Annotated in this window: 25 protein-coding genes; 14 read left to right on the plus strand and 11 right to left on the minus strand. The window is 57.6% G+C overall.

The features are described 5' to 3' along the window. Nucleotides 1-78: 78 nt before the first annotated feature. Nucleotides 79-813: a transporter substrate-binding domain-containing protein gene (locus ABJT94_RS04100; protein WP_348474390.1), complete on the plus strand. Its 735-nt coding sequence runs from the start codon at nucleotides 79-81 to the stop codon at nucleotides 811-813. Here the strand turns inward: ABJT94_RS04100 and ABJT94_RS04105 are convergent. Continuing rightward, a complete protein-coding gene (locus tag ABJT94_RS04105) occupies nucleotides 810-1,760 on the minus strand; it encodes an AEC family transporter (protein ID WP_348474391.1) in 951 nt (316 codons plus the stop codon). The two genes, ABJT94_RS04100 and ABJT94_RS04105, sit on opposite strands and share 4 nt — an antisense overlap. 407 nt (nucleotides 1,761-2,167) lie before the next feature. On the opposite strand from ABJT94_RS04105, the gene ABJT94_RS04110 reads away from it, so the two are divergent. After that, nucleotides 2,168-3,790, plus strand: a complete 1,623-nt coding sequence (locus tag ABJT94_RS04110; RefSeq protein ID WP_348474392.1) for a methyl-accepting chemotaxis protein — start codon at nucleotides 2,168-2,170, stop codon at nucleotides 3,788-3,790. 28 nt (nucleotides 3,791-3,818) lie between these two features. Here the strand turns inward: ABJT94_RS04110 and ABJT94_RS04115 are convergent, their stop codons facing one another. After that, on the minus strand, nucleotides 3,819-4,196 hold the full coding sequence (locus ABJT94_RS04115; RefSeq protein WP_213678684.1) for a DUF3461 family protein: 378 nt from the start codon (nucleotides 4,194-4,196) through the stop codon (nucleotides 3,819-3,821). Nucleotides 4,197-4,419: 223 nt separating this feature from the next. On the opposite strand from ABJT94_RS04115, the gene ABJT94_RS04120 reads away from it, so the two are divergent. Together ABJT94_RS04120 and xylB are read left to right on the plus strand one after the other, a co-directional pair. After that, nucleotides 4,420-4,704: a hypothetical protein gene (locus ABJT94_RS04120; RefSeq protein WP_348474393.1), complete on the plus strand. Its 285-nt coding sequence runs from the start codon at nucleotides 4,420-4,422 to the stop codon at nucleotides 4,702-4,704. Nucleotides 4,705-4,990: 286 nt separating this feature from the next. Further along, nucleotides 4,991-6,448, plus strand: a complete 1,458-nt coding sequence (gene xylB / locus ABJT94_RS04125) for a xylulokinase (RefSeq protein WP_348474394.1) — start codon at nucleotides 4,991-4,993, stop codon at nucleotides 6,446-6,448. Nucleotides 6,449-6,491: 43 nt separating this feature from the next. Here the strand turns inward: xylB and fbaA are convergent, their stop codons facing one another. Next, nucleotides 6,492-7,571: a class II fructose-bisphosphate aldolase gene (gene fbaA, locus ABJT94_RS04130; RefSeq protein ID WP_348474395.1), complete on the minus strand. Its 1,080-nt coding sequence runs from the start codon at nucleotides 7,569-7,571 to the stop codon at nucleotides 6,492-6,494. A 352-nt stretch (nucleotides 7,572-7,923) separates the two neighbouring features. Further along, a complete protein-coding gene (locus ABJT94_RS04135) occupies nucleotides 7,924-9,087 on the minus strand; it encodes a phosphoglycerate kinase (RefSeq protein WP_348474396.1) in 1,164 nt (387 codons plus the stop codon). Between the two features lie 196 nt (nucleotides 9,088-9,283). Between ABJT94_RS04135 and udk the strand changes: the two genes are divergently transcribed. Next, nucleotides 9,284-9,919: a uridine kinase gene (udk, locus tag ABJT94_RS04140; RefSeq protein ID WP_213678689.1), complete on the plus strand. Its 636-nt coding sequence runs from the start codon at nucleotides 9,284-9,286 to the stop codon at nucleotides 9,917-9,919. Nucleotides 9,920-10,270: 351 nt separating this feature from the next. Here udk and ABJT94_RS04145 read toward each other — a convergent pair whose 3' ends face one another. Beyond that, the gene (locus ABJT94_RS04145; RefSeq protein ID WP_348474397.1) at nucleotides 10,271-11,773 is read right to left on the minus strand and encodes a carboxypeptidase M32; all 1,503 of its coding nucleotides are present in this window, start codon (nucleotides 11,771-11,773) and stop codon (nucleotides 10,271-10,273) included. Between the two features lie 209 nt (nucleotides 11,774-11,982). On the opposite strand from ABJT94_RS04145, the gene ABJT94_RS04150 reads away from it, so the two are divergent. Together ABJT94_RS04150 and ABJT94_RS04155 are read left to right on the plus strand one after the other, a co-directional pair. Then, a complete protein-coding gene (locus ABJT94_RS04150) occupies nucleotides 11,983-12,513 on the plus strand; it encodes a molybdopterin-dependent oxidoreductase (RefSeq protein ID WP_348474398.1) in 531 nt (176 codons plus the stop codon). A gap of 3 nt (nucleotides 12,514-12,516) precedes the next feature. Beyond that, nucleotides 12,517-14,310: a response regulator gene (locus ABJT94_RS04155; protein ID WP_348474399.1), complete on the plus strand. Its 1,794-nt coding sequence runs from the start codon at nucleotides 12,517-12,519 to the stop codon at nucleotides 14,308-14,310. Here the strand turns inward: ABJT94_RS04155 and ABJT94_RS04160 are convergent. Then, nucleotides 14,273-15,718: a RimK family protein gene (locus ABJT94_RS04160; protein ID WP_348474400.1), complete on the minus strand. Its 1,446-nt coding sequence runs from the start codon at nucleotides 15,716-15,718 to the stop codon at nucleotides 14,273-14,275. The genes ABJT94_RS04155 and ABJT94_RS04160 overlap by 38 nt on opposite strands. Before the next feature lie 199 nt (nucleotides 15,719-15,917). On the opposite strand from ABJT94_RS04160, the gene ABJT94_RS04165 reads away from it, so the two are divergent. The 3 genes from ABJT94_RS04165 (at nucleotide 15,918) to ABJT94_RS04175 (ending at nucleotide 19,226) form a co-directional block, all read left to right on the plus strand. Further along, the gene (locus tag ABJT94_RS04165; protein WP_348474401.1) at nucleotides 15,918-17,012 is read left to right on the plus strand and encodes a GNAT family N-acetyltransferase/peptidase C39 family protein; all 1,095 of its coding nucleotides are present in this window, start codon (nucleotides 15,918-15,920) and stop codon (nucleotides 17,010-17,012) included. A 108-nt stretch (nucleotides 17,013-17,120) separates the two neighbouring features. Further along, nucleotides 17,121-18,326, plus strand: coding sequence for a serine hydrolase (locus ABJT94_RS04170; protein WP_348474402.1), 1,206 nt, complete (start codon nucleotides 17,121-17,123; stop codon nucleotides 18,324-18,326). Between the two features lie 108 nt (nucleotides 18,327-18,434). Continuing rightward, nucleotides 18,435-19,226: a hypothetical protein gene (locus tag ABJT94_RS04175; protein WP_348474403.1), complete on the plus strand. Its 792-nt coding sequence runs from the start codon at nucleotides 18,435-18,437 to the stop codon at nucleotides 19,224-19,226. 275 nt (nucleotides 19,227-19,501) lie between these two features. Here the strand turns inward: ABJT94_RS04175 and ABJT94_RS04180 are convergent, their stop codons facing one another. The 3 genes from ABJT94_RS04180 to ABJT94_RS04190 form a co-directional block, all read right to left on the minus strand. Further along, on the minus strand, nucleotides 19,502-20,452 hold the full coding sequence (locus ABJT94_RS04180; protein ID WP_348474404.1) for a PA2778 family cysteine peptidase: 951 nt from the start codon (nucleotides 20,450-20,452) through the stop codon (nucleotides 19,502-19,504). Between the two features lie 3 nt (nucleotides 20,453-20,455). After that, the gene (locus ABJT94_RS04185) at nucleotides 20,456-20,809 is read right to left on the minus strand and encodes a PA2779 family protein (RefSeq protein ID WP_348474405.1); all 354 of its coding nucleotides are present in this window, start codon (nucleotides 20,807-20,809) and stop codon (nucleotides 20,456-20,458) included. 106 nt (nucleotides 20,810-20,915) lie between these two features. Next, nucleotides 20,916-21,329: a GFA family protein gene (locus ABJT94_RS04190; RefSeq protein ID WP_348474406.1), complete on the minus strand. Its 414-nt coding sequence runs from the start codon at nucleotides 21,327-21,329 to the stop codon at nucleotides 20,916-20,918. 16 nt (nucleotides 21,330-21,345) lie between these two features. On the opposite strand from ABJT94_RS04190, the gene ABJT94_RS04195 reads away from it, so the two are divergent. Next, a complete protein-coding gene (locus ABJT94_RS04195; protein WP_348474407.1) occupies nucleotides 21,346-21,768 on the plus strand; it encodes a hypothetical protein in 423 nt (140 codons plus the stop codon). 128 nt (nucleotides 21,769-21,896) lie between these two features. Beyond that, nucleotides 21,897-22,490: a LysE family translocator gene (locus ABJT94_RS04200; protein WP_348474408.1), complete on the plus strand. Its 594-nt coding sequence runs from the start codon at nucleotides 21,897-21,899 to the stop codon at nucleotides 22,488-22,490. On the opposite strand, the gene ABJT94_RS04205 is transcribed toward ABJT94_RS04200, so the two are convergent. Then, entirely contained in the window at nucleotides 22,452-23,309 is an 858-nt protein-coding gene (locus tag ABJT94_RS04205) for an AraC family transcriptional regulator (RefSeq protein WP_348474409.1), read from the minus strand. The two genes, ABJT94_RS04200 and ABJT94_RS04205, sit on opposite strands and share 39 nt — an antisense overlap. Nucleotides 23,310-23,412: 103 nt before the next feature. After that, nucleotides 23,413-23,721, minus strand: a complete 309-nt coding sequence (locus tag ABJT94_RS04210; protein WP_348474410.1) for a hypothetical protein — start codon at nucleotides 23,719-23,721, stop codon at nucleotides 23,413-23,415. Nucleotides 23,722-23,916: 195 nt separating this feature from the next. Between ABJT94_RS04210 and ABJT94_RS04215 the strand changes: the two genes are divergently transcribed. Both ABJT94_RS04215 and ABJT94_RS04220 read left to right on the plus strand, forming a co-directional pair. Next, nucleotides 23,917-24,345 carry a fosfomycin resistance glutathione transferase gene (locus ABJT94_RS04215; RefSeq protein ID WP_348474412.1) on the plus strand — a complete coding sequence of 143 codons (429 nt, stop codon included), beginning with the start codon at nucleotides 23,917-23,919 and terminating at the stop codon, nucleotides 24,343-24,345. Next, complete coding sequence (locus ABJT94_RS04220) at nucleotides 24,346-26,934, plus strand: PEP/pyruvate-binding domain-containing protein (RefSeq protein WP_348474413.1); 2,589 nt, start codon at nucleotides 24,346-24,348, stop codon at nucleotides 26,932-26,934. The last annotated feature ends 1 nt before the right edge of the window (nucleotide 26,935 follow it).

The raw sequence follows: 26,935 nt of genomic DNA on the forward strand, positions 1-26,935 counted from the left end.
CTCATGATGACCAATCGATGGATAGCCTGACCCAAAAACGTCCAGCCTTCTGACTGGAATCACCTGAGAGTCACTGTCATGAAAAACAGCATTACCCTGACTAATTCTTTGTTGTTGTCTTTGCTCTGCCTGATCGGTTTACCAGCCGTCGCCGAAGACGATGATACCCAGCTGTACATCTACACCGAGAACTACGGCAACTACAACTACAGCCTCAGTGGCCGCGACTACGAACACCGGCGAGATGATATTGGTGGCACGTCAACCGAGGTCGTCAAGGCATTGCTTGCCGATGCCGGTTACGAATACCGCATGCGATTGCGTAACTGGGGAGTTGGGTACGGCCGAACCCTGGAACGCCCGTATTACGGGTTATTTTCCACGGCCAGAACGCCGCAGCGGGAAGACATTTTTCAATGGGTAGGCCCTATCGCCCAGTACAACTGGACGATCTTTCGGTATGAAGGCAGTGATGTCGAGGTCAACGATATTGATGACCTGCGCACGCTCAGAGTGGGTGGTTATGCCAACTCGGCCACCACTCTGTTCCTGCAGGACCAGGGCATTGAAGTCTCTACCCTACCCAACGACAGCCTGAATGCGCAACGATTGGCTCAGGGCCAGATCGACGTGTGGATTGCCTCCGACGTCAATGCTTACGACCTGGCCGAAGAAGCCGGCTACCCTGCCATCGAACCGGCCTGGATTATTCGCACGGTCGACATGTACCTGGCGATGAACAAGGACACTCCGGTTGAGGTCGTCAACCGGCTGCAGGCGTCACTGGAACGCGTGCAAAGCCAGGCCAATTAAACCCAACCCAGGGCGCGCAGTACGACCAGCCCCAGGCTGGTCGTCACCAGGCTCACCACCGTCGTCGTGGCAATGATGGAGGCCGCCAGATTGGCATTACCGCCCATTGCACGCACCATCACATAACTGGCAGCAGCTGTGGGCGTGCTGGCCATCAGGTAGAACACACCCAGCTCAACCTCCCGGTACCCCAGGCTGTAGGCAATCAGCACACCACTGATCGGAATCAGCGCCAGTTTGAAAACCGATGTTAGGGTGGTCACCCTCCCGGCTTCAACAAACCCGGCCCAGCTTAAACTGGCACCCACACAGATCAGCGCCAAAGGCAGGGTCATACGGGCAAAATAGTCGCCGGTATCGAGCACCCAGTCCGGAACCGGAATACCCAGCACGACGATGGCACCGGCCAGGGCGATGGCGATGATCAGCGGATTGCGAATAATGTCTTTGACGGCAGACACCAGCGGGTGGCCCACAACCTGGCGCGGCGACCAGCGGCTTAGCGTAATCACCGACAGTACGTTGTACAGTAAGGTAATAAAGGCGAGATAGACTGACGCCAGCACGGCGGCTTCCTGACCAAAGGCATTCAGCGCAAAGGCCAGCCCAATAATGCCCATGTTGCCGCGAAAGCTGCCCTGCACAAAAACACCGCGCTCGTCTTTGTGCGGCACCAGCCAGGGGGCCAGCACTGACAACACAACAAACCAGCCCAGGGTAAACAGGGCTGCGACCAGAATGATGCCGCCGCCCGGTATGTTCTCCGGCCGGGAACCGACAATGTTCAAAAACAACAGGCTGGGCAGAGCAACATTAAACACCAGTTTGGAGCCACTCTGCACAAAGGCATCGTTGATCCATTCCCAGCGTTTGAAAGCCGCCCCCAACACCACCACCAGGGCAATCGGGCCGGTAATCTGTAGCGAAAACAACAATAGAGACAACACCAGGGCGTTTCCTCGCAGGCAGGCAAACTGAACAACCACCGCGGCGAACGCCGGGGCGGCGGCAGTCTACCATCAAGCCGCATTAAAAACTCAATGGCCAGCAAAACCCGCCGATACTACACTTACAACCTGAGGTTCAGAGTTCGGTTCGCCCAAGAGGCATTGGTCCGCAGCGGCTACCGGGTGCGCCCCTGTGGGGTCGGCGTAAATCCGTCAATCGCGGTCCGACATCTCGGGCCTAGGCCGCAGCATCCATGCTGCGGACTACCCCACAGGGGCACACCCGGCACCCGCCGCTGGTCACTTCAGCCAATTCTGAAACTTCAGTAGTGAATAGGCTAATCAACAAATAGGCAGACCTTCCCGGGCCAAAACAACAATCCATTAGAATGCCGAGGAATCGCCCTGTGTTTAAACGCTTCACCATCCGTCAGCGGCTTACCGCTACTTTTGTCGGCATCGTTCTGGTTTTCATCGTGCTGGGGTCACTCAGCCTGAACCGGCTCGACGCAAGCAATGCCCAGGTTTCCGTTATTGCCCAGGATCGACTACCCAACCTGATCGCCGCCAACACCCTGTTCAAGTACTTCAGCGACATTCAGGTGCCTGCCACGGCGATGATCTTTTCGAGTTCCGCCTCGGAGCGGGAAGCCTTGCAGCAGACCATCGATGAATCGGTTGCCGCGCTGAACGCGGCCAAAGAAGCGTATCAGCAGAACATCACGGCGGATGAGAACCAGCAGATTTTCGATGCCTTTGTGGCCGCCGAGACCCAGTTTTTGCAAGCGCTGAACGACGGCATACAACTGGCCTCCAACTGGCGTGGCGCCGATGCACTGCGTCTGCGCACCGAGACCATGTTGCCATTGGCTGAGCAAGCCTTTGGCCATCTGCAAGCGCTGATCAACTATCAGCAGGAGCGTATCGCCGGGGCTGAACTGCAAGCCGGTCAGGCTTACCAGGCATCGCGCCTCGTCACCATGGCGTCGATCAGCTCGGTGGCAGTGTTGCTCGCGCTGATCGCCTGGTCACTTGTCAAAAGCATTTCCCGGCCGTTGCAGCAGGCCATCCATGTCGCCAATGACATCGCTGCCGGCACACTCACCACCGATATCAAAATCGAGGGCAAGGATGAGATCTCCCTGCTGTTGCAGGCACTACAAACCATGCAGCACAGCCTGCGCGACACCCTGAGCCAGATCGCTGAATCAGCCGACCGGCTCAGCCAGGCCTCGACTACCCTCGATGCCGTTACCGAGCAATCCCTGCAGGAGTTGCAGCAACAAAACGATCAATTGGAACAAGCCGCCACTGCTGTTAACGAACTAACCGCCGCCATTGAAGAAGTGGCCAGTAATGCCGTGGGCACCGCCAATGAATCGCAGCAGGCCAATGAACGCACCCAGTTTGGCCGCGAGAAAGTGCAGTCGACCGTTCAAGCCATTGAACAACTGGCCAGTCGCATTCAGGGCGCCAGTGGCAATATGGCAACGCTGGCGCAACGTGTGGCCGATGTGGGGTCGGTACTGGATGTGATTCGCGCCATCGCCGAGCAGACTAACCTGCTGGCATTGAATGCGGCCATTGAAGCCGCCCGTGCCGGAGAGGCGGGCCGGGGCTTTGCCGTGGTGGCCGATGAAGTACGCGCCCTGGCCAGCCGCACGGCTGACTCAACACGCGAAATTGAAGCCATTATTCAGGCGGTGGAAACCAGTTCAGAACAGGCGGCGGGTACCTTGCGCGACAGCGATACCGATGCACAGCACACGCTGGATGCCGGCCACGAGGCTGGCGAGGCGCTGGTCGCTATTGCCGATCTGGTCAACACCATCAATGATCGCAACACGTCGTCGGCCAGCGCCGCCGAGCAGCAGGCCCAGGTAGCCAAGGAAGTCGACAAGAACCTGGTCAACCTGCGCGACCTGGCGGCCAATACCGCCACCGGCGCCGACCAGACCCGAAGCTCGAGCCGGGACTTGGCCAGCCTGGCTGACAACCTGAACCGCCTGGTCAAGCGCTTCGAGGTTTAACAAGAATTCCTGAGCGAGGTATGGCCTTTTACAGCTTTTTCAGGTCAGCTTCGATCTCTTCGATCTTGCTTTGCACCACTTTTTCCAGGTGCTGCAGATCGTTGAGTATCTTTTTCTTCAGGTCGACTTCTTTGACTTCACGCTTGGCGATGACGTCGAGTTCTTCGACTACGTACCGCAGCGTTGGGGCAATCTCGGTGGTGTCGGCGTATTTCTGCGTGCCACTGTCGACTTTCACGCGCTTCATTTGACGCGGGTATTTGAATTTTTCACTTCGCGCAAACATCTCGCCTTTGTCACGCTTGTAATAAATCTTCAAGATATCGAACCGGCCTTCGGTGCGCAGGGTGTATTTTTCGATTCGGTCGGTGTCGGTAACGCCAATGGCTTTCAGGTTTTCAAACATGGACAATCCTTTACGGGAAACAGTAGGTGCTTGGGCGGTGGATAATCTGAGTAGTATTGTCAGATTAGAACATTCACTGCAGGTATCAACACCCTGTCGCAGTTTTGTAGCACCCGACACGGGGCTCGCTGTAGCGCGGCGTGTACAGCGTTTGAAACAGCACAAAGACGAATCGTTGACCGGCCACCGTTCCCTAAACCATTACACTGGAGGAGCCTGAACCATGACGTTGCACATCCGGCTGATCGAAATTGAGCGCTATGTCCCCGGCGTGAATAACACCGCCGATCTGGCGCGTGCCTTTGGTCCGCTTAAGCGCTACTGCCGCGACCAGGTCAATGTGGCGCTGACGCTGGCACCCTGGTCCGAAGCCGATCGCGGTGAAGCCGCCCTGGTCCTTCTGGGCATTGACCGGGGCCAGGTAGAAACCGAAGCACGCCATCTGGAGGACTGGATGGAAGCCAACCTCGAAGGCCAAAGCCTGCGCCTGGAGGCCAGTTGGCTGTAACCCAAGCTTCGGAGTCCGAGTGGACTAAGTGGTATTGGCCCGCACTGGCCACCTGGCACACCCCTGTGGGGTCGGCGTCAATCCTTCCCTGGCGGTCCGACGTCTCGGGCCTAGCCCGCAGGGGCGCCTCAGGTAGCCGCCGCTCAACAATTCAGCAAATTCGAAACTTGAATAAAACTACCAAACGCTCGTCCATCAATGACCACTCCACCGCAATGAACATTTGACGCTAACCGGCCACCCCGGCATTATATTTTGACTAATAAAATAATTACAGGAGCACCCTATGTATCTGGGACTCGACCTTGGCACCTCCGGGTTGAAAGCGGTATTGATCGACACAGCCGGACAGGTGGTTGATACCGCCAGCGCGAGCCTGACGACGGATTCACCGCAGCCGCTGTGGAGTGAGCAAGACACTCAACAGTGGTGGCAAGCCATTCAATCGGTGCTGGCTACACTTGGTGGACGTCAGGATCTGAAACTGATCAAGGGCATTGGCCTGTCGGGGCATATGCACGGGGCAGTCTTGATTGATGCCGATCATCAGGTCATCCGGCCCTGCATTTTGTGGAACGATGGCCGCAGTGCCGCCGAGTGTGCCGAGCTTGAAGCGGCGTTGCCGGATTTTCGAGCGCGCAGCGGGAACGTTGCCATGCCCGGTTTTACCGCGCCCAAGGTGTTGTGGGTCAAGCACCACGAGCCAGATGCCTTTGCCCGGATTCATAAGGTGCTGCTGCCGAAAGATTATCTGCGCCTGCTGCTGACTGGCCGTTGTGTTTCTGAGATGTCGGACGCCGCCGGCACGCTCTGGCTCGACCCGGCCAAACGCGACTGGGACGATGACCTGCTGGCGATCAGCGGCCTCGGTCGGCAACACATGCCCGATCTGATTGAAGGCAGTCAGCCAAGCGGAACGTTGACCGAAGCAGCCGCTCAGGCACTGGGCCTGAACCCGGTTCCGATCGCCGGTGGGGCGGGTGACAACGCCGCCGGTGCGGTGGGCGTTGGGGTGACCGAGCCCGGCCAGGGGTTTATTTCGCTGGGTACGTCAGGGGTTTATTTTGTCGTGAGCGAGCAGCATTGCGCAGCGCCCGAGCAAACGGTGCATGCTTTTTGCCATTGTTTACCCGGCCGCTGGCACCAGATGTCAGTCATGCTCAGTGCGGCCAGTTGCCTCGACTGGTTTGCCAATATCAGTAACACGACGGTCCCAAAGCTGCTCGAAGAGGTTGAAGACAGCCCTCAAACCGAGACCAGCGTGGTGTTTCTGCCTTACCTCAGTGGCGAACGTACTCCCCACAACAACCCGCTGCTCAGCGCTCAGTTCTTTGGACTTAACACTCGCTCGCGCCGGGTGGATATGACCCGCGCCATTCTCGAAGGCGTTGCCTTCAGCATGGCCGATGGCGAGAAGGCGCTGACGGCGGCCGGCACGCCGCTGGATGACATTTCGCTGATCGGTGGCGGTGCACGCTCGGCGTTGTGGCGCCAGTTGATTGCGGATGTATTGCAACGACCGCTGCATTTTCGTGAAGGGGGGGAGGTTGGGCCCGGCCTAGGAGCCGCCCGGTTGGCGCAGCTGGCGGTCGAGGGTGACGGCCCGGAGAACATTCGCTCGAAGTGCCCGGCTCCGCCCATCGTGCAGACCCATCAGCCCGATGCGTCTCGGGCGACCTATTACCAGGGCAAGCTTGAGCAGTACCGGGCCTTGCATCGACAGACGGCCGCGCTGAACGGCTGAGCCTGAGGCATAAGCCCCGGCATGCCGGGGCGAGTTCGGTCGATCAGTTGCGATCGACCGCGTTCAGGTCGGCAAAGGTTTTTTCCAGGCGGGCACTCATGCTCTCCTGGGCTTTGCGCAGCCAGACACGCGGGTCATAGTATTTCTTGTTCGGGCTGTCTTCGCCTTCGGGGTTACCGATCTGGCTTTGCAGGTAGCCTTCGTGCGCCTGGTAGTACTCACGAATGCCGTTCCAGTTGGCCCATTGGGTGTCAGTGTCGATGTTCATTTTGATGACACCGTAGCTGATCGATTCTTCGATCTCGGCTTCGGTAGAGCCCGAGCCACCGTGGAAGACGAAATCCAGTGCGTTCTTTTCCAGGCCAAATTTCTCGGAACAATGCGCCTGTGAGTCACGCAGAATGGTCGGCGTCAGCTTGACGTTGCCGGGCTTGTAAACGCCGTGCACGTTGCCAAATGAGGCGGCAATGGTGAAGCGCGGGCTGATGGCGTTCAGTTTTTCGTAGGCGTAGGCGACGTCTTCGGGCTTGGTGTAGAGGTTGGAGGCATCGAGATGGCTGTTGTCGACACCGTCTTCTTCACCGCCGGTCACACCCAGTTCGATCTCGAGCGTCATGCCCATTTTGGCCATGCGGGCGAGGTATTCCGAGCAAGTGGTGATGTTTTCTTCCAGCGAATCTTCTGACAGGTCGATCATGTGCGAGGAGAACAGCGGCTTACCGGTTTGGGCGTAAAACTTTTCGCCTTCGTCGAGCATGCCGTCGATCCATGGCAGCAACTTACGAGCAGCGTGGTCGGTATGCAGAATCACCGGAACACCATAGGTTTCAGCAACGGCGTGCACGTATTTGGCACCGGCAATACCGCCGAGCACCTGGGTGCCCTGGCCTTCCAGTTTCAAACCTTTACCCGCAAAGAAGCCGGCGCCACCGTTCGAGAACTGAATGATCACGGGTGATTTCACGCGAGCGGCCGTTTCCAGCACGGCGTTAACGGTATTGGTGTCTATGCAATTCACCGCCGGCAGTGCGAACTTCTCGGCCTTGGCGATGGCAAAAATTTTCTGAACGTCGTCACCGGTAACAACACCGGGTTTTACTACGTCGAGTACTTTTTGAGACATGAGTCGTATCCTCTGCTGTCGATGAACGGCACCCCTTCCAGTGGCTACCGCTTATTGTTGTCTGGCTCCTGGCGACTCAGATTACGTTGCCAGGGATCCGTGGCGGATACCGGGTTACCCTGTCCGGGGTCGGCGTGAACCCATCCATGGGGCCTTGACCGCATGATATTCATCCCATCCATGGGATTCACCCTTCGGGCTCGCTGCGCTCATGCTAAAACGCTCCTGGCGTTTTAGTCCATGCTGCGGACATCCCCGGGCAGGGTAACCCGGCACCCGCCACTCGGAATGGTGCCAAATCTAAATCTGAGTACTGAGTACTGAGTACTGAGTACTAAAAGCTATCCTTTCCTCAACCCTTAGCGCGTTGTTCCAGAATTTCAACGGCAGGCAACACTTTGCCTTCCACAAATTCCAGGAAGGCACCACCGCCAGTAGAAATGTAGGAGAAGCGATCTTCCATGCCGAATTTTTGCACCGCGGCGATCACATCGCCACCACCCAGTACTGAGAACGCACCGGAGTCGGCAATGGCTTCAGCAACATCACGGGTGCCATGAGCAAAGTTGTCGAATTCAAATACGCCGCAGGGCCCATTCCACAGAATGGTTTTGGCGTTTTTGATCACTTCGGCAAAGCGCTTGGCGGTTTCCGGGCCGAGGTCCATGATTTCCTCGTCGTCCTGCACCTGATCGACCGGCTTAATCACGGCTTCGGCTTTGGGGCTGAACTCTTTGCCGACACGTACGTCGATCGGCTCGGGGATATCGAGTTCTTCCATCAGTTTTTTCGCCTGCGGAATCAGGTCTTTCTCGTGCAGGGAGTTACCCACATTGTAGCCGCGCGCGGCGACAAAGGTGTTGGAGATGCCACCACCGACGATCAGTTGATCGCAGACTTTCGACAGGCTTTCCAGCACGGTCAGTTTGGTCGATACCTTGGCACCGCCGACGATGGCGACCATCGGCCGGGCCGGGTTATCCATGGCTTTGGCCAGGGCCTCCAGTTCGCCGGCGAGCAGCGGACCGGCACAGGCGACGGGGGCGTACTTGGCGACACCATGGGTAGAAGCCTGAGCCCGGTGGGCGGTGCCGAAAGCGTCCATGACGTAGACGTCGCACAGGGCGGCCATTTTCTTCGACAGGGCGTCGTCGTTTTTCTTTTCGCCTTTGTTGAAGCGAACGTTCTCCAACATGACGACCGAGGCGTCGGTGTCGACACCGTCAACCCAGTCGCGAATCAACGGGATGTCCTGCCCGAGCAGTTGGCTCATGTAGGCAGCAACAGGGGCCAGTGACGCTTTTTCGTCGAATTCGCCCTCTTCCGGACGGCCCAGGTGCGACATGATCATGACCTTGGCACCCTGCTCGAGGGCTGCTTTAATGGTCGGCAGCGAGGCGGTAATGCGGTTATCCGAGGTGACCTTGCCCTGGTCATCCAGTGGCACGTTCAAGTCCTGACGGATCAGTACGCGCTTACCGGCCAGATCGAGGTCAGACATTTTGATCACAGACATGGCAGTTCCTTAGGGGACGTCGTTTAAAATGGGATCGCCATTGTAGACCCTGTAGGGTCGAGAATCACGGGGTCTGTAATTTTATTACAAGTCTTCCGCTGCCTGTTTTTCCTGAACATTTGATCAAAGACAAGTCTGCGGTGCCTTGCTACAATGCTTACCCAGCCATTCTTTAGTCATTTGCTGGAAGCCTTTCATGTCTGTCACCCCCATTTTCATCGGCATCGCCGGTGCCTCTGCCTCCGGCAAGAGCCTGCTTGCAGGCACGATCTATCAGGAATTGAAACAAGAGCTGGGCGACTCGGCACTGGCGATCATCAAGGAAGACAGCTATTACCGCGAGCAGGGCAACCTGACCATCGAAGAACGCACGGAAATCAATTACGACCACCCCAATGCCTTCGATCACGATTTGCTGATCCAACACATGGATGCACTGCATTCGGGCAAGGACGTCGAGATCCCGATCTACGATTACACCATTCACAATCGCTCCGATGAGACGTTCCCGCTCAAGCCCGCCCGCATCGTCATCATTGAGGGCATTCTACTGTTGCACGACAAAGCCATTCGCAAGCGCCTCGACGCCAAGGTGTTCATGGACACCCCACTCGATATCTGCCTGCTGCGCCGCCTGCAACGCGATATCGCCGAGCGTGGCCGCACGGTCGAATCGATCATTGAGCAATACAAGCGCACCGTCCGCCCGATGTTTCTGGAGTTCATCGAACCGACCAAGCAATTCGCCGACATCATCGTGCCTCGCGGCGGCAAAAACCGCGTTGCCATTGAGATGCTCAAAGCGCGTATTTTGCAGATGCTGGATGACTGACTGATTCCGTGGTTGCTTAAACTTCCAATACGGTGGTTATTTTTATTTCGGTGGCCTAGTGCGTGCAGGCCACCGGGTAGCCCTAGAGTCACCCCGGTCAAGCCAACTCGATTCCGATGCCTATTACCATCACTTCTGCCTACCGCGATACTCATTACACGGGTCTAATAGACCGGCTTTTGTAAGGGGAAGTGGTGGCAAAACACTAAGTGTCGGGTGCCGGGTATGCCTCTCCGGGGAAGTCCGCAACAGGGATGTTGCGGCCTAGGCCCCATGGACGGGTTCACGCCGACCCCGGTGAGGCATACCCGGCATCCGACACGAACTCCCGCCACAGGAGACAACCCAACATTAAGCCGACAAGTACCGCGACTGAAGATGGTCCAGGAAGTAATCGGGGTTCAGCACTTCGCCGGTGGCCTGGGTCATCAGGTCGTCGTAATTGTTAAAGCGACCCTGTTGCCAGATGTTTCGCGACAGCCAGTCGAAGATGGGCGCAAGGTCCAGTTGGGCTATGCGTTCAGCAGCGTCGGGAACGTCCCGTAACAAGGCAGCGTGCAGTTGAGCGGCGTTCAGGGCACCCAGGGTGTAGGAGGGGAAGTAGCCGATGGCGCCCATGGGCCAGTGGATGTCCTGCATCGGGCCATTGCGGTAGTCGCCTCGGGTATCGAGCCCCAGCAGGTCGGACATGGCCTGGTTCCAGCGCTCGGGAATGTCTTTGACGCTGGCGTTGCCGAGGATGATGTCGCGCTCCAGTTCGTAACGCAGGATGACGTGTGACGGGTACGTCACCTCGTCGGCATTGACCCGAATCAGGCCTGGCTCTACCCGGGTGTAGAGGGCGTGCAGGTTGTCGGCACTGAAGGCCGGGTCGTCACCCAGATGCTGGCGCACCATCGGAGCGATGGCATCGATAAAGGGGCGGGAGCGGCCCAGTTGCATTTCAAAGAACAGGCTCTGGCTTTCGTGCACACCCATGCCCATCGCCTGCCCGACGGGTTGGCTGGTCCAGGCTTGTGGTAAGCCGGTTTCATAGCGGGAGTGGCCGGTTTCGTGGATCACGCCCATCAGGCCTTCGATAACGTTGTGTTCATCGTAACGGGTGGTAATGCGGCTGTCGGCCGGCACGCCGCCGCTGAACGGGTGGGCAGTCTGGTCGAGACGACCGGCGTCGAAATCGAACCCCAGGGTCGACATCAGGGCTCGAGCCAGGGCATCCTGCTGTGTAATAGCGATGGGTCGTTCCGGTTTATTCGGCGTAGGCCGCTGCGACTGGCGTTCCAGAATCTGTTGCAGCGTACCTGGTAGCTCGGCCTTCAACCGGTCAAACACCGGGTCAATGCGGCTCATGGTCGTGCCTGGGTCATACTGATCCATCAGGGCGTCGTAGGCATTGGCGTAGCCGCGGTCGGCGCCCAATGCGTCCTGATAGGCAGCGGCCGCTTCGCCCGCCAGATCGAAGACCTGTTGCAGCAGGGGCTCGAAACCGGCCCAGTCGTTGTTGGGCCTGAGGGTTCGCCAGGCGTGTTCGCATTCACTGCTGGCCAGCGACTGGGCTTCGACCAGATCTTTGGGAATGGCACGGGTTTGTTGCCAGGACCGTTTCATTTCACGCAGGTTGGCCTGCTGCCAGTCGGTGAGGTCGGCTTCCTGTTCCGCCTCGTCAAAGCGGTCGGAAAGACGCTCGTCCTGCAGTATCTCGGTTCGCAGAACGGTCAGTTCAGCCATGGCCTTACTGCGGGCCGCGTTGCCCTTGGGCGGCATCATCACATGCTGGTCCCAGCTCAGCATGGCCTCGGCATGGCCCAGTTGGGCCAGGCGATGAAAGGTTTTCTCCAGTGTCGAGTAACTCATAGCATTCCCCGGTATGTCTGTGGCCGTACTTGAACGGTGATTGCACCATGATCGGACATCCGGTCTGTGCTGTCACGGGTACAATGGGGCATTTCGTTGGCTGATCATCACCTGAGGCGCAGCAAAGTCGGCTCGTTCACACTTTACCTATCGACACCTCCTTCCCGGTTTTCTATGCTCTTACCATTCCATTCGCAGAAGTAGTTTCCATGCAATCAGCTCCCAACCCTACTCGTCATGCACCCGCTGTTATGGTCAGCTACCGCGGTTTGCTAAAGCCGGTTCGCCGTGCCTTATGGCGGGTGTCGGTTCTGATTGCCCTGGTGGTACCTGCCTGGGCAGAACCCCTGCTGATAACCGGGCCTGACGGCGAGTTCAGCTTCAGCCAGGCAGACATTCTGGCGCTATCGGATCAGGAGGTGGTTACCGAAACCCCCTGGACAGATGGCAGCCTGACCTTTCGCGGGGCGCCGCTGGCCGCAGTACTGGCTGAAGCGGGGATCGAGCAGGGCTGGGTGAATGCCCGGGGGCTGAACAATTATTCCATCAACCTGCCGGTTAACCAGGTACTGGCGGCGCACGCCTTTCTGGCGGTACACATGAACGGCGAGCTGATGCGCATTAAGGACAAGGGCCCCTTCTGGATCGTCTTTCCCTGGAGTGAACACCCAGATCTGCTGACCCGCGATGTCCGTGCCTGGTCGGTCTGGCAGTTGCAAGCCTTAAGCGTACTGGACTGAGGCATGTTAAACCGCATTGGATTCATCACCGCCTGGGTGGTGTCGTTCGTGCTCATGTTGATCTGGCTGAGTATCCTTATCGTGCGCGTCTCTGGCGAGATCAGTGTGTATCGCGACCAACTGCGTGACGATCGTGTCTGGCACATCACCCAGTTGCAGCTGGAAATGGAACGTCTACGTGGAGCGCTGGCGCTCTACCTGGAAAACCCTTCCGGCCAGTACCAGGAAGAAGCGTCCATCTCGGCCGAGATTTTATGGAGCCGCGCAGCACTATTGACCCAGGGTGAAACCGGCGATTTCGCCCGCGCCTACGACACTCAGGTTTACAATCAGGTCAATAGCATACTTAACCGTTTGCGTGCCGATGAAGCTTTCATATACGAGATGACCAACGACTACGCACGCCGGTTATTACCCGTACTCGAAACTTGGATAGAGTCTTTCCGGTACCGCATTTCGAGGCTGACGGAAAACGCCATGTCGCAGGCCGATGCACGGGGAGAGCGGGTGCAGCAGGCTTACCAGCAAATCCGCACGGTACTGCTCACACTGGGTGCACTCGGAGCCGGTTTGCTGGTTGTATTACTGTGGGCCTTCAACCGCAACCGCAATTTGCGCCTGGCGGCCGAAAAGGCCAATCGCGTTCAGTCTCACTTTCTGGCCAATATGAGCCACGAAATTCGCACCCCGCTTAACGGGATTATCGGCACCATTCAATTGCTCTCCGAATCGCCCGACAAGGAAGAACACAAGTCACTGATCGGAACGCTGGAGCAATCATCAGAGGCGCTGTTATCACAAATCAATGATGTACTCGATTACAGCCGACTCGATTCCGGGCATCAGCATCCCGACAACCAGCCGTTTGACCTGATAGAGTTGATCGAATCGTCCACTCGTGTGTTTTATGCCCAGGCGCGCGCCAAGGGCATTGGTTTGAATTTTTTACCCCCGCCTCAGGCGTCGGCCTGGGTCAATGCCGACGATGCCAAGATCCGCCAGATACTGCTGAACCTGGTGGGCAATGCCATTAAATTTACCGGACGCGGCACGGTGGAAGTCAGTATGGATCTAACCGATAAAGACGGCGACTACGACGTTTGTCTGCGCGTTAGAGACACTGGCATTGGCATCTCCCGGTCGAAACAACTGCTGTTGTTTCAGCCGTTTCATCAGGCCGATGCCTCGACCAGCCGCCGCTATGGCGGTACCGGGCTCGGGCTGGCGATCAGCCAGCAACTGGCCCAGCTGCTGGGCGGGCGCATTGAGCTCGACAGCCAGTTCGGTCGTGGCAGTGAATTCCGCCTGGTGCTGACGCTGCCCAAAATTGACCCGCCTTCGGCTCGCCTGAACATCCAACCAGAGCCCGAACGCTCGCACCCGGCCCTGACCGGTTCGGTGCTGGTGGCAGAAGACAACCCGGTCAATCAGACAATTGCCCGGCGCATGCTGGAAAAGGCCGGCGTGACCGTGACGCTGGTCAGCGACGGTCATCAGGTGCTGGAGCGCTGTGCCCGGGAGCGCTTCGACCTGATTCTGATGGACGTTCAAATGCCGGGCCTCGACGGGCTCGACGCCACCCGGCAACTGATTGCCCGGGGCGACCTGACCCCCATTGTTGCACTCACTGCCAATGCCACCACCGAAAGCCACCACAGCTGCCTGGAAGCTGGTATGTCGGATTTCATCACCAAGCCGTTTCGCTACCAGCAATTGCAGCAAGTGCTGCTGCGCTATTTAGCCACGAAGCCGGCCCCCGTTAACGGCGATCCAGACGCTGACGGAACTCACTCATAATGGTGTCGTACAACCCGTCGCCGGACCAGGCGTCTTCCACGCCACTGTCGATCGAGGGGTTATCGTTTACTTCAATGATGTAAACGTCGTCGCCACGCTGCTTCAGATCGACACCATACAAGCCATCGCCAAAGGCACTGGCAACATCCAGCGCTGCCTTCAACACCACGCGCGGCGTTTCATGCGTTGGCACGGTCTCAAAGCCACCGCTTTGCTGGCTGGGCTTGGCCGAATGGTTGTAGATCTGCCAGTGCCCCTTGGCCATGAAATAGCGGCAGGCATAGATGGCCCGGCCGTTGAGCACGCCAATGCGCCAGTCGTAATCGGTCGGCACGTAAGCCTGGGCCAGAATAATGGCGCTTTGCTTCAGAAGTTCATCGGCCGTTTTTTTCAAGCTAGTTAAATCCGTTACCTTAACCACGCCCTTTGAAAACGAGCCATCCGGAATCTTGATCACCATGGGAAAGCCGAGTGAAGCCTCCAGATCCACCAGCACGCTGTGTTGCGTGGAGGTAATGGCCCGGCTGTTCGGCGCGGGCAAATGTCGGGTGCGAATCAGGTCGGCCAGGTAGATCTTGTTAGTACAGCGCAAAATGCTGTCCGGGTCGTCCATCACGACCATGCCTTCGTGGGCCGCCTTGCGCGAAAAGCGATAGGTGTGGTGGTTCACGTTGGTGGTTTCACGAATGAACAGGGCGTCGTATTCGGCCAGGCGGTAGTAATCTGATGGCTGAATAAAATCGACATCCATGCCCTGCCGATGCGCCGCCCGTTCAAACTTTTTCAGAGCGCCCCTATCACTGGGCGGCGTGGTTTCCTTGTCGTTGATCAGAATCGCCAGGTCGTAGCGGTAACGGCGCTGGGCGCGCGGCGCGCGCCAGACTTTCCTGGAAAACCGCTCCAGGCTTTCGGCAAACACACCCTCTTCCGGCTCGGACAATGAGTGCAGACCCAATGCCTTGATCGACGCCAGTTGCCAGTTGGTTTTCTTCTGTACCGTCACGCTCAGAATGGGCACCGGGAACCGTTCGAACAATTGCCGCGACGCTTCCGCGAGCCCCGGGAAATCGCATTGCCCGAAATAGATGTTCCAGCGCCAGCGGGTCTCTTCACCGGCCAGGGTGTTTAACGGCTTTTGAATGCTGTGATCCAGCACGCCATAAACGGCCGGCTGCGCCAGGTCGGTCAGCGTTTTCACCGACGGAATGACTTTGTGGCCACGCGCTTCGGCCAGCAGCGAGACATAATAGCCCCGGCTCTGGTACTGATAGTTGCGGCACAGGTTGATGATGCGATGTGGCGTCAGCGGCGATTCATCGATATAACGCTGCGCCGAGGTGACGTCGTCTGAAGGGTAGTAGGCTTTCCAGTCCGAATCACGGTCGATAACCAGTTTTAACGTAGTCACTAGGGTCCTTTTTGCATTCCAGGTTGCGGGCTTAACCGGGTGACCATCACACCGATCCCGCAGGCGTTGAAAGTGTGCGCTACACGGTTGAAAACGCAAGATGGCCGAGTGTGATATTTATGGAAATCCACCCTCTGCTGACCGCTTTTTTAACCTAGTCTATACAAGCTCATTCATCCAACCGCCAGGAACTGTCTTTATGCAAATTCGGCTTGCTCGACCAGCCGATCTCGGTGCCCTCGTTTCGCTCGAAAACCAATGCTTCGATTACGATCAGATCAGCCGCCGCAGCTTTCAACGCTTTTTACGTCAGCCGCAAGACCGGTTGCTCGTTGCCGAAAGCGACAAGGGCACTCTATTGGGTTACGGCCTGTTGCTGCACCGTCGCGGCACCGTATTGGCGCGTATATACTCACTCGCTGTCTCGCCTGATGCACGTGGCATGGGGCTGGGCAAACAGTTATTACAGGCACTGGAAACCGAGGCAATCGATACCCAGTGCCGCTTCGTGCGACTTGAGGTACGCGACGGTAATGCGGCAGCCCTGGCGCTCTACAAAGCGCAGGGTTATAAAATCCTGCAGCGTCGAAACGGTTACTATGTGGATGGTGGAGACGCTTTTTCCCTGGAAAAACGGCTGCACAGCCAACTGTCGCAACACCCGTTACGACCCTATTACTCTCAGTCGACGCCATTCACCTGTGGACCGGCCGCGTTAATGATGGCCCTGAACCACCTAGACCCGGCACAACCGCTGAACCGGGCCCAGGAAATCCAGCTGTGGCGCGAAGCCACGACCGTCTATATGACCACGGGCCTTGGTGGCACATCGCCCCTTGGGCTGGCACTGGCCGCCGACAAACGCGGTTTTGAAGCCGAAGTATGGGCCAGCCATCTGGAGCCGCCTTTTATTGACAGTGTGCGTGTTGAGCACAAGCGCCAGGTGATGATTGATGTTCACAACCAGTTTCTGGAAGAAGCCCAGGCCAGGGGCATTGGACTGCATCAGCGTGTACTGATGGCGAACGAAGCCCATGACCTGCGCCAGGCCGGATGGCAAATTCTGGTACTGATCAGCACCTGGAGACTGAATCGCAACAAAGCCCCGCACTGGGTCTGGTGGGTTGGTGAAGACGAGCACCACGCCTACCTGAACGACCCGGAAATTGATGAAGACGAGGCGCAGTCCGCCTTCGACAACCAGTTTATGCCGGTGCCCATAGAGGCGATGGACGCCATGACCCGCTATGGCAAGCAGCGCTTTCGGGCGGCGGTGCTGGTGCGCAAAACGTAACCAGATAAAACCAACGATCCCGACCCCTGCATTTGCAGAGGTTACTACGGCGATTTAATCCTCCTAGCATGACGGTGACCATCCCAAAACAATAACAGGAGTCACCGCATGAATCCGACCAAACCCCTCGCCGTTGCAGCACTGTCCTGCATGCTGTCTCTGTTGAGCCCGGCCATGGCAGAGCCCACCGACTGGACCAGCGATACGCTGGTAAGCGCCCGGGCCAGTATGTTTTTTCCAGGCCTTAATTACCTGACTTTCCAGCACATGAACAAACTCTTTGCTACCCGGACCGTTGCCGCCGGCAGCCAGGCCTGGCACCTGCCGTCAAACGCCACGGCGTTGAACGGTCCGTTTCAATTCGAAGGTGAGGACTACGACCTGGAAGCTTTCCTGGAAAAAACCAGAACAAACGGCTTGCTGGTCATCAAAGACGGAACCATCGTTCACGAGCAATATCGAAACAGCATGACTCCGGCTACCCGGCATACGGTGTTCTCCGTGTCCAAATCCATTATCGCCACCCTCATCGGCATCGCCCAGAGCGAAGGCGCCATCGGCAGCCTGGATGACAAGGTCACCGACTATTTACCGGCCATGGCGGGCTCCGGCTACGATGGTGTGACGATTGAGCAAGTGCTCAGCATGCGCTCCGGGGTTAACTGGGAAGAGCGCTATGAGTTCGGCAGTGACACACAGCTGACCGAAGTACACGACAACGCGCTGGTCGCCTATAACTACCGCTGGTGCGATTACGCCGAACGCTCCGAACCAAAGGTGACGCCCGGCGAAACTTTTAACTATGCCACGCTGGATACCAGCGTTCTGGGCTGTCTGCTGGCCGCAGCAACCGGCACCAAGGTTTCCGAATATATGTCTGAAAAACTCTGGCAGCCTGCTGGCATGGAGCACCCGGCTTACTGGATTATGGACGGGCCGGAACCGGTCGGCGATGAATTCTATGGTGCAGGTTTTAATGCCACCTTGCGGGACCTGGGACGTTTCGGACTGATGATGCTCAATGACGGGCAAGCCAATGGCCGCCAGGTCGTACCGTCCGACTGGGTTAGTGCTTCCACCATACCGGACGCTGGCTATGAACCCTACGAGCCAGGCGCATCGCTGGGCTACCAATACCAGTGGTGGACTCTGACCGATTCAGATGCTTACGCCGCCATTGGCCTGTTCAATCAGTTCATCTACATCGACCCCGAGCGCGATGTGGTCATCGTCAAGTTAAGTTACTCGACTGACCCGCTGGGCTGGGAAGAACCGAACATCAACTTTTTCAAAGCAGTGGCTGAACAGCTTTAACAGTGATCAGCCAACCCCTGGCTTTGACAAGGCCGGGGGTCAGCGGTATACCTGCAGTTGAACAGTGGCGAGGTTATTTGGCTTCGCTCAATCGTCTGGGAGACCGCCATGAGCCCAACCACCACTCAGTTGCGTGCCTTCAGTCAGTGCCTGCTGAACCTCCCCGACCCGACAGCCACCACCGATCCTGAAGCCTGGCTGCTTAAGGCCGTATCCGCCCTCCAGTCACTGGTCCCGTTCGATTCAGCCTGGTGGGGCCAGGTAGAGGCCGATTCTCCTCACGGCGATGCTAAGAACCTGATGCACGGCAGCATCGGGCTGAGTCCACAGTTTGCCGAGGAATGGAACGCAATAGCCCAGAGCGACAACTTTGCGCGAGCTTCTATCAACCAATTGGGCAAGGCTATTCTCTACAATAGCTCCACTGAAGATGAAAAACCGGGAGGCGCCACTGTTAACGCCTTTGCCCGCCGCCACCGGCTTTACCATTGTTTGGCAGTGACACTGCAGTTCCAGCCAAGCGGACTGTTATTTTTCATTTCCATTTATCGAAACGAGACCCGGACGGGTTTTACCCAGTTGGATGCCCTCTGGCTGGAGGAATACGGAACACACCTGCTGAATGGCTGGATTCGCTGCCTGCACCAGGCTAACTATGGCCGTTTTCGCAACCACTGGGACCGTGCCGCACTAACCACATCGACCGGCCGCATACTCTACATCGGCAAACAATTGGGCCGGGTGCTGGGCGAACGTTTTAAAGACTGGCAAGGCACTGTACTGCCTTCTGTTAGATACCCTGCCTGCGTCACAACAGCAGCCTCGTCACCCGCGCGACCGAACCGGCCTTATGGTGCAACCTTGTGGCAAACTCGCCTCTCTAACACTTACTCAACATGAAGACGGCCTCCCTCCACCGCGCGAACTAAGCGCAGCGTTGTTGTACGCCCAGGGTCAGTCCTACAAGGAGGTGGCAAGGTCGTTAGGCTTAACGCCTGCAACTGTGCGAACCTACCTGCGTCAGGTTTATGGTCAGTTGGGCGTGAGCAACAAAGTGGCCTTGGCCAATGCCCTGCAGAGCGCAGGTTACCAGGTAGAACCGGACTTCACGGCAAACGATCGAGCACCTGGATTAGGGGCCGCCGTGTCCTAACACCCGGGAGTCGGAAAAAGCACTATTTGTTATTGGCCTGCCAGGCCTGCCAGGCGCTTCGGTAGCGCTCGCCCTGCTCGTCAGCCAGACGGTTCGCGACACGGGCAGGCTCATAAGCCGCTTCGTATTCTTGCTGACGCATCAGGGCCCAGGCCAGATTATGATGCGCAGCGGCACTATCGGCATCAAGTCTGAGTGCCTGCTGGTAGGCGTGCTGGGCTGCTTCAAACTGCTGTTGGCGGTAACGAACGTTGCCGAGGCCCATCCAGGCGATCAATTGATCTGGCCAACGCTCTGTAGCCGCCTGGTAGGCCAGTGCGGCCGCCTCTAATTGTTCCGCCTGCTCCAGACCGGCCGTCGCTTCCAGATAGGCGATGGGCTTTGCGTTGACTGGAAGCTCACCCGGCCGGTGCATGGTCATCGCCCAGTAATCGCCACCGCGCCATTCCAGTTCGAAGCGTCTGAAATCGCGTTCCAGGCCAGCCGTTGTGCCGGAATGCAATACCATGACTTCGTCGTCCAGGTCGTAGCCAATGACAACGGCATAATGCCAGACCGGATAGAAGCCAAAGCCAAGGTTTTGAAACACCAGAACGGGATGCCCGGCCGCCAGTTGCTCCAGCAGTGTCGAAAAACGGGTGTCATGCACGTAGGGGAGAAGCCCGTGACGACGAGTCGCGGCTAGCATTTCAGCCTGCAAACTGCCCTGTCGGGATTCAATAAACACCTGATCCACCAGCTCAGCGGGCTGTGTCGGTTTACCCTGATGACTCATCAGCATGGCCAGGCTGGCCGGGCCACATTGATAGGTTTCCTGAGGGAAGAAAGGCACTTCCTCCAGCAACACCCTGTCAGCCAGACCGGTTATAGCCGGGTCGGAGGATAATTGCTTGTGCTGAAGCGAGCCTGTAGCGCAACCGGTTAACAAGCCGGCCACCATGATCAGCGACCAGCCCGTTTGCCTTAAGGGCATGGTTTAACGCAACAGGATAATCAATATGATGATCAGCAGGATCAGCGTAACGGAGCCACCCGCAGGTTCATCGTCCATGTGCTGGGATAAATGCTGGAGTTCGGTATCGGTCAGCGCGGCAACGCGGTCGGAGGCCTCTTCAGGGGAAATACCGTACTCGATCAGTTGCTGTTGAACATCCCCGCGTGCAATCAGGGACTGCAGCTCATCACGGGTTATTGTACCGTTTTGCTCCTGTAACAGGGTTTCAGTGCCGACAATATCGGCTACCGCCAGTTGCGACCCCAAACTGCCAACCACCAGGGCGACAACGACGGAAAAAACGGTAACCAGACGAGATGCTTTATCGAGCTTCATATAAATCCCCTTCTTTGGATATGTTTTCCTGACTCTATCAGGTTGTCAGGCGGCCTTCCTGACTTTTTAGCGGTAGTGTGGGCCGGGTCACCCGTCGCCGGTGGCGTCAGGCGTAGCGCTCAAACGTTTCATCCCGGGTCAGGTTTTCAGTCGGCTCCGAAAATGAATAGCAGGCGGGTTTCTGATCGATAAATAGCTGGCGTTCAAACGCCCAGTTCGCTTCGCCAGAAAACAACCCCAGCGGAATGGCATAATCGCCCTGGCTTTTCAGGCGGTAAAACAAATGCGTACCGCACTCCCGACAGAACCCGCGTTCAGCCCACTGGGACGATGAATAGACGGCTACAGCCTCCTCACCCTCGATCACCACCGAGCCGCCGCATTCCACCGACAAAAAAGGCCCGCCGCCCCATGTCTGGCACTGGGTACAGTGGCAAGCCACCATATGCAAAGTCTCGGGTGTTGCGTTGATGCGGACCTTGCCACACAGGCAGGCTCCAGTCTGTTCGTTGGCTGACATTTAGAGGTCTCCCGGTTTGCTCGTTGAGGGAAGCAAACACTATATAACGATCAACCCTGGTTTCGCACCCTGTCGCTTTCAGCCAGGTCTGCTGTCACGAGGCGTTACCCTCGAACACTCACCGATTGTCGAGGTTCTGGGCACCGATGCTGACATTGAAGGCGTATTGCTGGTAGACGGCCGCACGGTTCCCATTCAGGGCTTGTACGTAGGCCCGAGAATTACTTTGACCTCGCCTTTAATCGAACAACTGAAACTGGAGATTGAGGAAACACCGCTGGGCTCCATCGTTAAAGTGGATGCCATGAAGGAAAGTTCAGTTAAAGGAATATACGCAGCGGGTGATCTATCCAACCCCATGCAAAACGGCACCTTCGCCATCGCATCGGGCACCATGGCAGGCGTTGCGGTTCACCGGTCGCTGGTATTTGACGCGTAACAGAATCGAACATCAGTTCCTCACTGAGTCCGGGGGATTACTGCCAATGAATACTCACCTCAATTTTGTGCAATACCCTGACCCACCTCCATAGCAGACTGCAGCCATTGCCACCCAGGAGAATAGCAATGAGCCTTTCCATGGTTCTGCCAATGTCAGCGTTTGCGCTGGCCGCCTCAATTTCACCGGGGCCGGTAAATCTGGTGTGTCTCACCAGCGGCACTCGTTACCCGCTCAGGCAGGGGCTGGTGTTCGTCACCGGTGCCAGTCTGGGGTTTATCGCCCTGTTTATCGCCGTCGGGCTGGGGCTCTATTCTATGCTGGCGGTCGTTCCCGGGTTACAGGAAGCGCTGCGCTGGGCCGGTATCGCTTTTCTGCTCTATTTGAGTGTTCGGCTGTTTCGGGACGATGGTCAACTGCCGGAGGGAGACAACAATAAAGCGCCGGGTTTCATGACGGGAGCATTGATGCAATGGCTCAATCCCAAGGCCTGGATGGCCTCGGCCTCAGGTATCGGGGCTTATACCAGCGGTGACGATCTGCACCAGATTCTCCTCTTTGCCCTGCTCTACCTGCCCATTTGCTGGTTGTCACTGGGGAGCTGGGTTTATGCTGGCGCTTTCCTGCGCCGTTACGTTCATCGCCCTGGGGTACTGATCACCATCAACCGAACGCTGGCGATATTACTCGCCGCCAGCTGCGTCTACCTGCTGGTTGAGTGAAGTCTGGCGATACTGGTTCGGGGTAGCGGCGACCAGTCGTTTGAAGGTGCGCTGGAAATGCGGCTGATCGTTGAAGCCGGCGTTTAGCGCAGCCTCAGAGATGGGTGTGCCCCGCTTGAGGTCACGCTGGCCCAGTTGGATCCGGCGATTGATCAGATAGGCATGAGGCGTGAGCCCATAATGTTGTTTGAAGGCTCGGATTAAATGGCCGGGGCTGTAGCCTGAGCGATCGCACAAATCATCAAGGGATATCTCGTCCACCGCGTGATCGTTCAGATGAACGGCGAGTTCCCGAAGAGAGGCTGGTGTATTGGGTATAGGCAGGACCGGTTGACCAGCCAGCTCATGCATCAGCGCAGAGAGGTATTCAACCACTTCCGTCTGTTTATCCAGCAAGTCTCGCTCGGGATTCAACAAGCAGTTGGCCATTCGACAATAACCATCAAACCAGACGGGTCCCGCCAAAACCGGGGTAGGAATATCTTGCCAGTGCGGTGTTTCCAGCAACCCGGCAGCGTATCGCAACTGTGTCAGCCAGCTGGCATCCACATACAGCATGAAGTAAGCCCAGGGTCTGTCTTCAATGGGATTGCAGGCATGCACCCACCCCGGATTCATCAGCACGAGGTCCCCGGCGCTGATGTTGTAGCGATCATCGCGGTAATGAAACGTGCTCTCGCCCGCCGTGATGGCACCCAGTGACCACTGAGTATGACTGTGCGGCGCGTAACACACCTTGCGGCCATCATCGACCTTGCGCAATTCCACGTGGGGCATGCGCGGATCTCGCCAGAACAGAGGTTGATTGGGATGTGTCATGGCCTGATTTACTCTGAGTTAATGGTCGAGAACGCAGTCGGCTTGCTTCAAGACAATAGCAACTCTGTTCCAGAACGGGCAAGCAGACCCACGGATAAACGACCTAAGACCCGCCATTTAAATGCAGCCTGAGCGGTTTCGTATTCTCCCGGACGATAATGGCCTTCGCTTCAAGGTCCAGCTGCACGCCTTTCAGCCACCAGCCCGCTTTGTCGCCACCCGGAAACAGGTCTTCGGGTAGCAGCGGCAACAGTTGTTGCTTGAGCTCGGCAACGGTCAACCCGGGTTCAGCGTTTGGCATTACCGCCAGGAGCGCTGTTTTCATTGCCTCATACTTGCGTTTATCCACCCGTACAACGTGACCGGGACTATTGATGTTTTGCATTTCTACCTTTTCGGAACTACTGACCATCGGATACTCTCCTTTGTGTGGGTCGCTAACTGGCACGCAGAACCATAGCTTAATACAGTCGCTGCCTTGAATCGTCGAACAACGGAGCTTGAATTCGACACCCGTGGCGGATAATTATTAGGGAGCCTCCGTGGCACCTTCGATTCAATTTTAAGATATCCTGAATGTTCATCCTTTTAGCCACAGGGGTCCTGCATGATCACCGGCATCAACCACGTAACGCTGGCTGTCAGCGACCTTGAACGGTCATTCGATTTTTACGTCAAAGTCTTGGGGTTAAAACCGGTGGCGAAGTGGGCCAGAGGTGCTTACCTTGAAGCGGGTAACGACTGGATCTGCCTGTCGCTCGACGCACAAACCCGGCAAGGCCCAAGCGCTGACTATACGCATCTGGCCTTCTCAGTTGACCCGGTGGCGTTTGAAACGTGCGCAGACGCCATTTACCAGCACAAAGCCACTGTCTGGAAAGACAACAAAAGCGAAGGCGATTCGCTCTATTTTCTGGACCCGGACGGGCACAAGCTGGAGATACACAGCGGCGATCTGGCCTGTCGCCTGGCGGCCCTGAAAGCGCATCCGTACGATGGGCTTGAACTCTATGCTCAGGAAGAAGAAGGCGACTGAATGACGGACCTCCCAAGGGTTTCCACCGGACTAAGCCAGCTCGACCGTCTGCTCGATGACCTGCGCATTGGCGACAACGTCGTCTGGCGGGTCAGCGACCTCGATGATTACCGGCGTCTGGTCACGCTTTTTGCCGAAGCCGCCGTAACGCAAAGCCGTGACATCATCTACGTGCGTTTTGGGCAACAAGCACCACTGCTTGAGGCCGGCCCCGGTGTGCGGGTGGTGGCTATTGAGGCGGAAGGCGGTTTCGAGTCGTTCACCCAGCGCGTTTGGCAGTTGATTACCGATTACGGCCCTGGTGCCTTTTACGTGTTCGACAGTCTCTCGGAACTGCTCGACGCCTGGGCCACCGACACCATGGTCGGTCACTTTTTTCAGGTGGTGTGCCCCTACCTGTATGAACTGGACACCGTCGCCTATTTCGCCCTGAATGCCCGGCGCCATTCGGGCGCCACCGTGGCGCGCATTCGCGAGACAACCCAGGTGCTGATCGATATCCACCATCACGAATCGTCCCGCCAACTGCAGCCGGTGAAAGTCTGGCAACGCCACCGCCCGACCCTGTTCTTGCCACACCTCTGGCACTCAGACGACCGCTTCGAACCTGTACGGGACAGCGCCTCGGCGACGGCGCTTCAAGCCGAGATAGCGCAACACAACAACGCAGACAGTCAACGCCTCGCGCTGGATTACTGGGACACGCTCTTTGTTCAGGCCGAGCACCTCGTGGCCGACGCCGGTGAGGACGACACCCTCAAAGAACGGATTCTGACCGTACTGATCGCGCGCCAGCCTCGCATGCTATCGCTGGCCCGAGCCTACCTGTCTCTGGCCGACCTGGTCGGCATTCGGCAGCGGCTGATCGGCAGCGGGTTTATTGGCGGCAAGGCTGTGGGTATGGTACTCGCCCGGGCGATTCTGGCTCGTGATGAGCCCGAGTTAACCGCAAACAGCCTCGACCCACACGATTCATGGCACCTGGGCGCTGATGCGTTTTATTCGTTTCTGGTACACAACGACTGCTGGGTGCACATCGTGCAGCAGCGAACAGCGACTGGCGTCTACCGAGATGCACCCGCTTTGCGTAACGCCATTCTAAGCGGCTCCTTCCCGACGGAAATTCGCCAGGGGCTGGAACGCCTGCTCGACTACTATGGTCAATACCCGATCATGGTTCGCTCCAGCAGCGTGCTGGAAGATGGGTTTGGCAACGCCTTTGCTGGCAAATACGAGAGCGTGTTTCTGGTTAACCAGGGCAGCCCGGACGAACGGCTGGCGGCGCTCGAGCAGGCAATTCTCACCGTCTATGCGTCAGCTTTCAATCATGACGCTCTGCATTACCGCGAGCAACGGGGGCTGCTCGGCCAGGAAGAATCAATGGCCTTGTTAATTCAACGCGTCAATGGCTGCTACCACGAATCCTATTACCTGCCCGATGCCGCCGGAGTCGCGGTATCACGTAACGCCTACGTCTGGGATGAAAACATGGACCCGGGCGCCGGCATGGTTCGCCTGGTGATGGGGTTGGGCACCCGGGCGGTGGATCGCATCAGCGGTGATCATGCCGCCATGATCGCCCTGGATCATCCGAACAAGCAGCCTTACCGGAACCGGGAAGAACGCTACCAGCATTCACAGCATCAGGTGGATGTACTGGATATCACCGGCACTGGCCTGACCACCGTGCCATTGCAACGCCTTGCGGCGGAGGCGACCGACCTGCCGTTTGATCACCTGGCTGAAGTCGACCGGGAGGCCAGCCAACGCGCCCGGGAACTGAACCTAACCAGCCCGATCTGGCGACTGACGTTTCAGGCCTTGCTGAACCAGACTGCCTTCGTTACCCAACTGCAACGCTGCCTGCAGCGGCTGGAACAGGCTTATGGCCAACCGGTGGATACCGAATTCACCCTGAGGCTCGACGATCAGGGTACGCCCCATGTCAACCTGGTGCAGTGCCGCCCACTCGGGACTCTGGGGGCAGAGCGCGCGGTAGAGTTCCCCCAGTCAGTTCCGGATGAACGGGTGCTGTTTCAGACCCAAGGGCAGGTTATGGGCGGCACCATGGACTGGACCTTCAACCGCGTTCTCTGGGTCGACGCAGAAGCCTACGCACCGCTTTCTCAAACGCAAAAGCAGTCAGTTGCCCGACTGATCGGAGACTGGAACCGGCACCTTGAAGCCGACGACCGGGTGCTGCTGATCGGCCCCGGCCGGTGGGGGGCCAGCAGCCCGGAACTGGGCGTGCCCGTACGTTTTTCGGACATCCACCGTGTGACGGTTCTGGCCGAGGTGGCCGACCTTGGGCGTGGACTGGTGCCCGAGCTGTCTTATGGCTCACACTTTTTTATGGATCTGGTGGAAAACCAGACGGGCTACGTCGCGCTTTTCCCCCACGGGTCAGACCAGCGGGTTCAACTCGACCAGCTGACGGAACACCCAGGTCTGGCTCACCCGGAAGACAGCGAGGCAGCCCGGGATGAGGCCGTCGCGCGCTGCGTTAAGGTCATCGACGCAGGCGCATCACCGCTGCGTCTGGTTTCGGATGTCGTCACTCAGCGCTGCCTGTGCTGGTGGCCGGAATGAC

Origin of the sequence: Saccharospirillum sp. (genome assembly GCF_039982735.1) — a bacterium.
GTDB lineage: Bacteria > Pseudomonadota > Gammaproteobacteria > Pseudomonadales > Natronospirillaceae > Saccharospirillum.

Excerpts from the sequence above, each read along its gene's own strand:
- ABJT94_RS04200 (WP_348474408.1), top strand. The coding sequence starts at position 21,897 with ATGAGCCTTTCCATGGTTCTGCCAATGTCAGCGTTTGCGCTGGCCGCC.
- ABJT94_RS04215 (WP_348474412.1), top strand. The coding sequence starts at position 23,917 with ATGATCACCGGCATCAACCACGTAACGCTGGCTGTCAGCGACCTTGAA.
- udk (WP_213678689.1), top strand. The coding sequence starts at position 9,284 with ATGTCTGTCACCCCCATTTTCATCGGCATCGCCGGTGCCTCTGCCTCC.
- ABJT94_RS04205 (WP_348474409.1), bottom strand. The coding sequence starts at position 23,309 with ATGACACATCCCAATCAACCTCTGTTCTGGCGAGATCCGCGCATGCCC.
- ABJT94_RS04145 (WP_348474397.1), bottom strand. The coding sequence starts at position 11,773 with ATGAGTTACTCGACACTGGAGAAAACCTTTCATCGCCTGGCCCAACTG.
- ABJT94_RS04170 (WP_348474402.1), top strand. The coding sequence starts at position 17,121 with ATGAATCCGACCAAACCCCTCGCCGTTGCAGCACTGTCCTGCATGCTG.
- ABJT94_RS04180 (WP_348474404.1), bottom strand. The coding sequence starts at position 20,452 with ATGCCCTTAAGGCAAACGGGCTGGTCGCTGATCATGGTGGCCGGCTTG.
- ABJT94_RS04115 (WP_213678684.1), bottom strand. The coding sequence starts at position 4,196 with ATGTTTGAAAACCTGAAAGCCATTGGCGTTACCGACACCGACCGAATC.
- ABJT94_RS04135 (WP_348474396.1), bottom strand. The coding sequence starts at position 9,087 with ATGTCTGTGATCAAAATGTCTGACCTCGATCTGGCCGGTAAGCGCGTA.
- ABJT94_RS04100 (WP_348474390.1), top strand. The coding sequence starts at position 79 with ATGAAAAACAGCATTACCCTGACTAATTCTTTGTTGTTGTCTTTGCTC.
- ABJT94_RS04175 (WP_348474403.1), top strand. The coding sequence starts at position 18,435 with ATGAGCCCAACCACCACTCAGTTGCGTGCCTTCAGTCAGTGCCTGCTG.
- fbaA (WP_348474395.1), bottom strand. The coding sequence starts at position 7,571 with ATGTCTCAAAAAGTACTCGACGTAGTAAAACCCGGTGTTGTTACCGGT.
- xylB (WP_348474394.1), top strand. The coding sequence starts at position 4,991 with ATGTATCTGGGACTCGACCTTGGCACCTCCGGGTTGAAAGCGGTATTG.
- ABJT94_RS04120 (WP_348474393.1), top strand. The coding sequence starts at position 4,420 with ATGACGTTGCACATCCGGCTGATCGAAATTGAGCGCTATGTCCCCGGC.
- ABJT94_RS04210 (WP_348474410.1), bottom strand. The coding sequence starts at position 23,721 with ATGGTCAGTAGTTCCGAAAAGGTAGAAATGCAAAACATCAATAGTCCC.
- ABJT94_RS04185 (WP_348474405.1), bottom strand. The coding sequence starts at position 20,809 with ATGAAGCTCGATAAAGCATCTCGTCTGGTTACCGTTTTTTCCGTCGTT.
- ABJT94_RS04190 (WP_348474406.1), bottom strand. The coding sequence starts at position 21,329 with ATGTCAGCCAACGAACAGACTGGAGCCTGCCTGTGTGGCAAGGTCCGC.
- ABJT94_RS04220 (WP_348474413.1), top strand. The coding sequence starts at position 24,346 with ATGACGGACCTCCCAAGGGTTTCCACCGGACTAAGCCAGCTCGACCGT.
- ABJT94_RS04155 (WP_348474399.1), top strand. The coding sequence starts at position 12,517 with ATGTTAAACCGCATTGGATTCATCACCGCCTGGGTGGTGTCGTTCGTG.
- ABJT94_RS04150 (WP_348474398.1), top strand. The coding sequence starts at position 11,983 with ATGCAATCAGCTCCCAACCCTACTCGTCATGCACCCGCTGTTATGGTC.
- ABJT94_RS04165 (WP_348474401.1), top strand. The coding sequence starts at position 15,918 with ATGCAAATTCGGCTTGCTCGACCAGCCGATCTCGGTGCCCTCGTTTCG.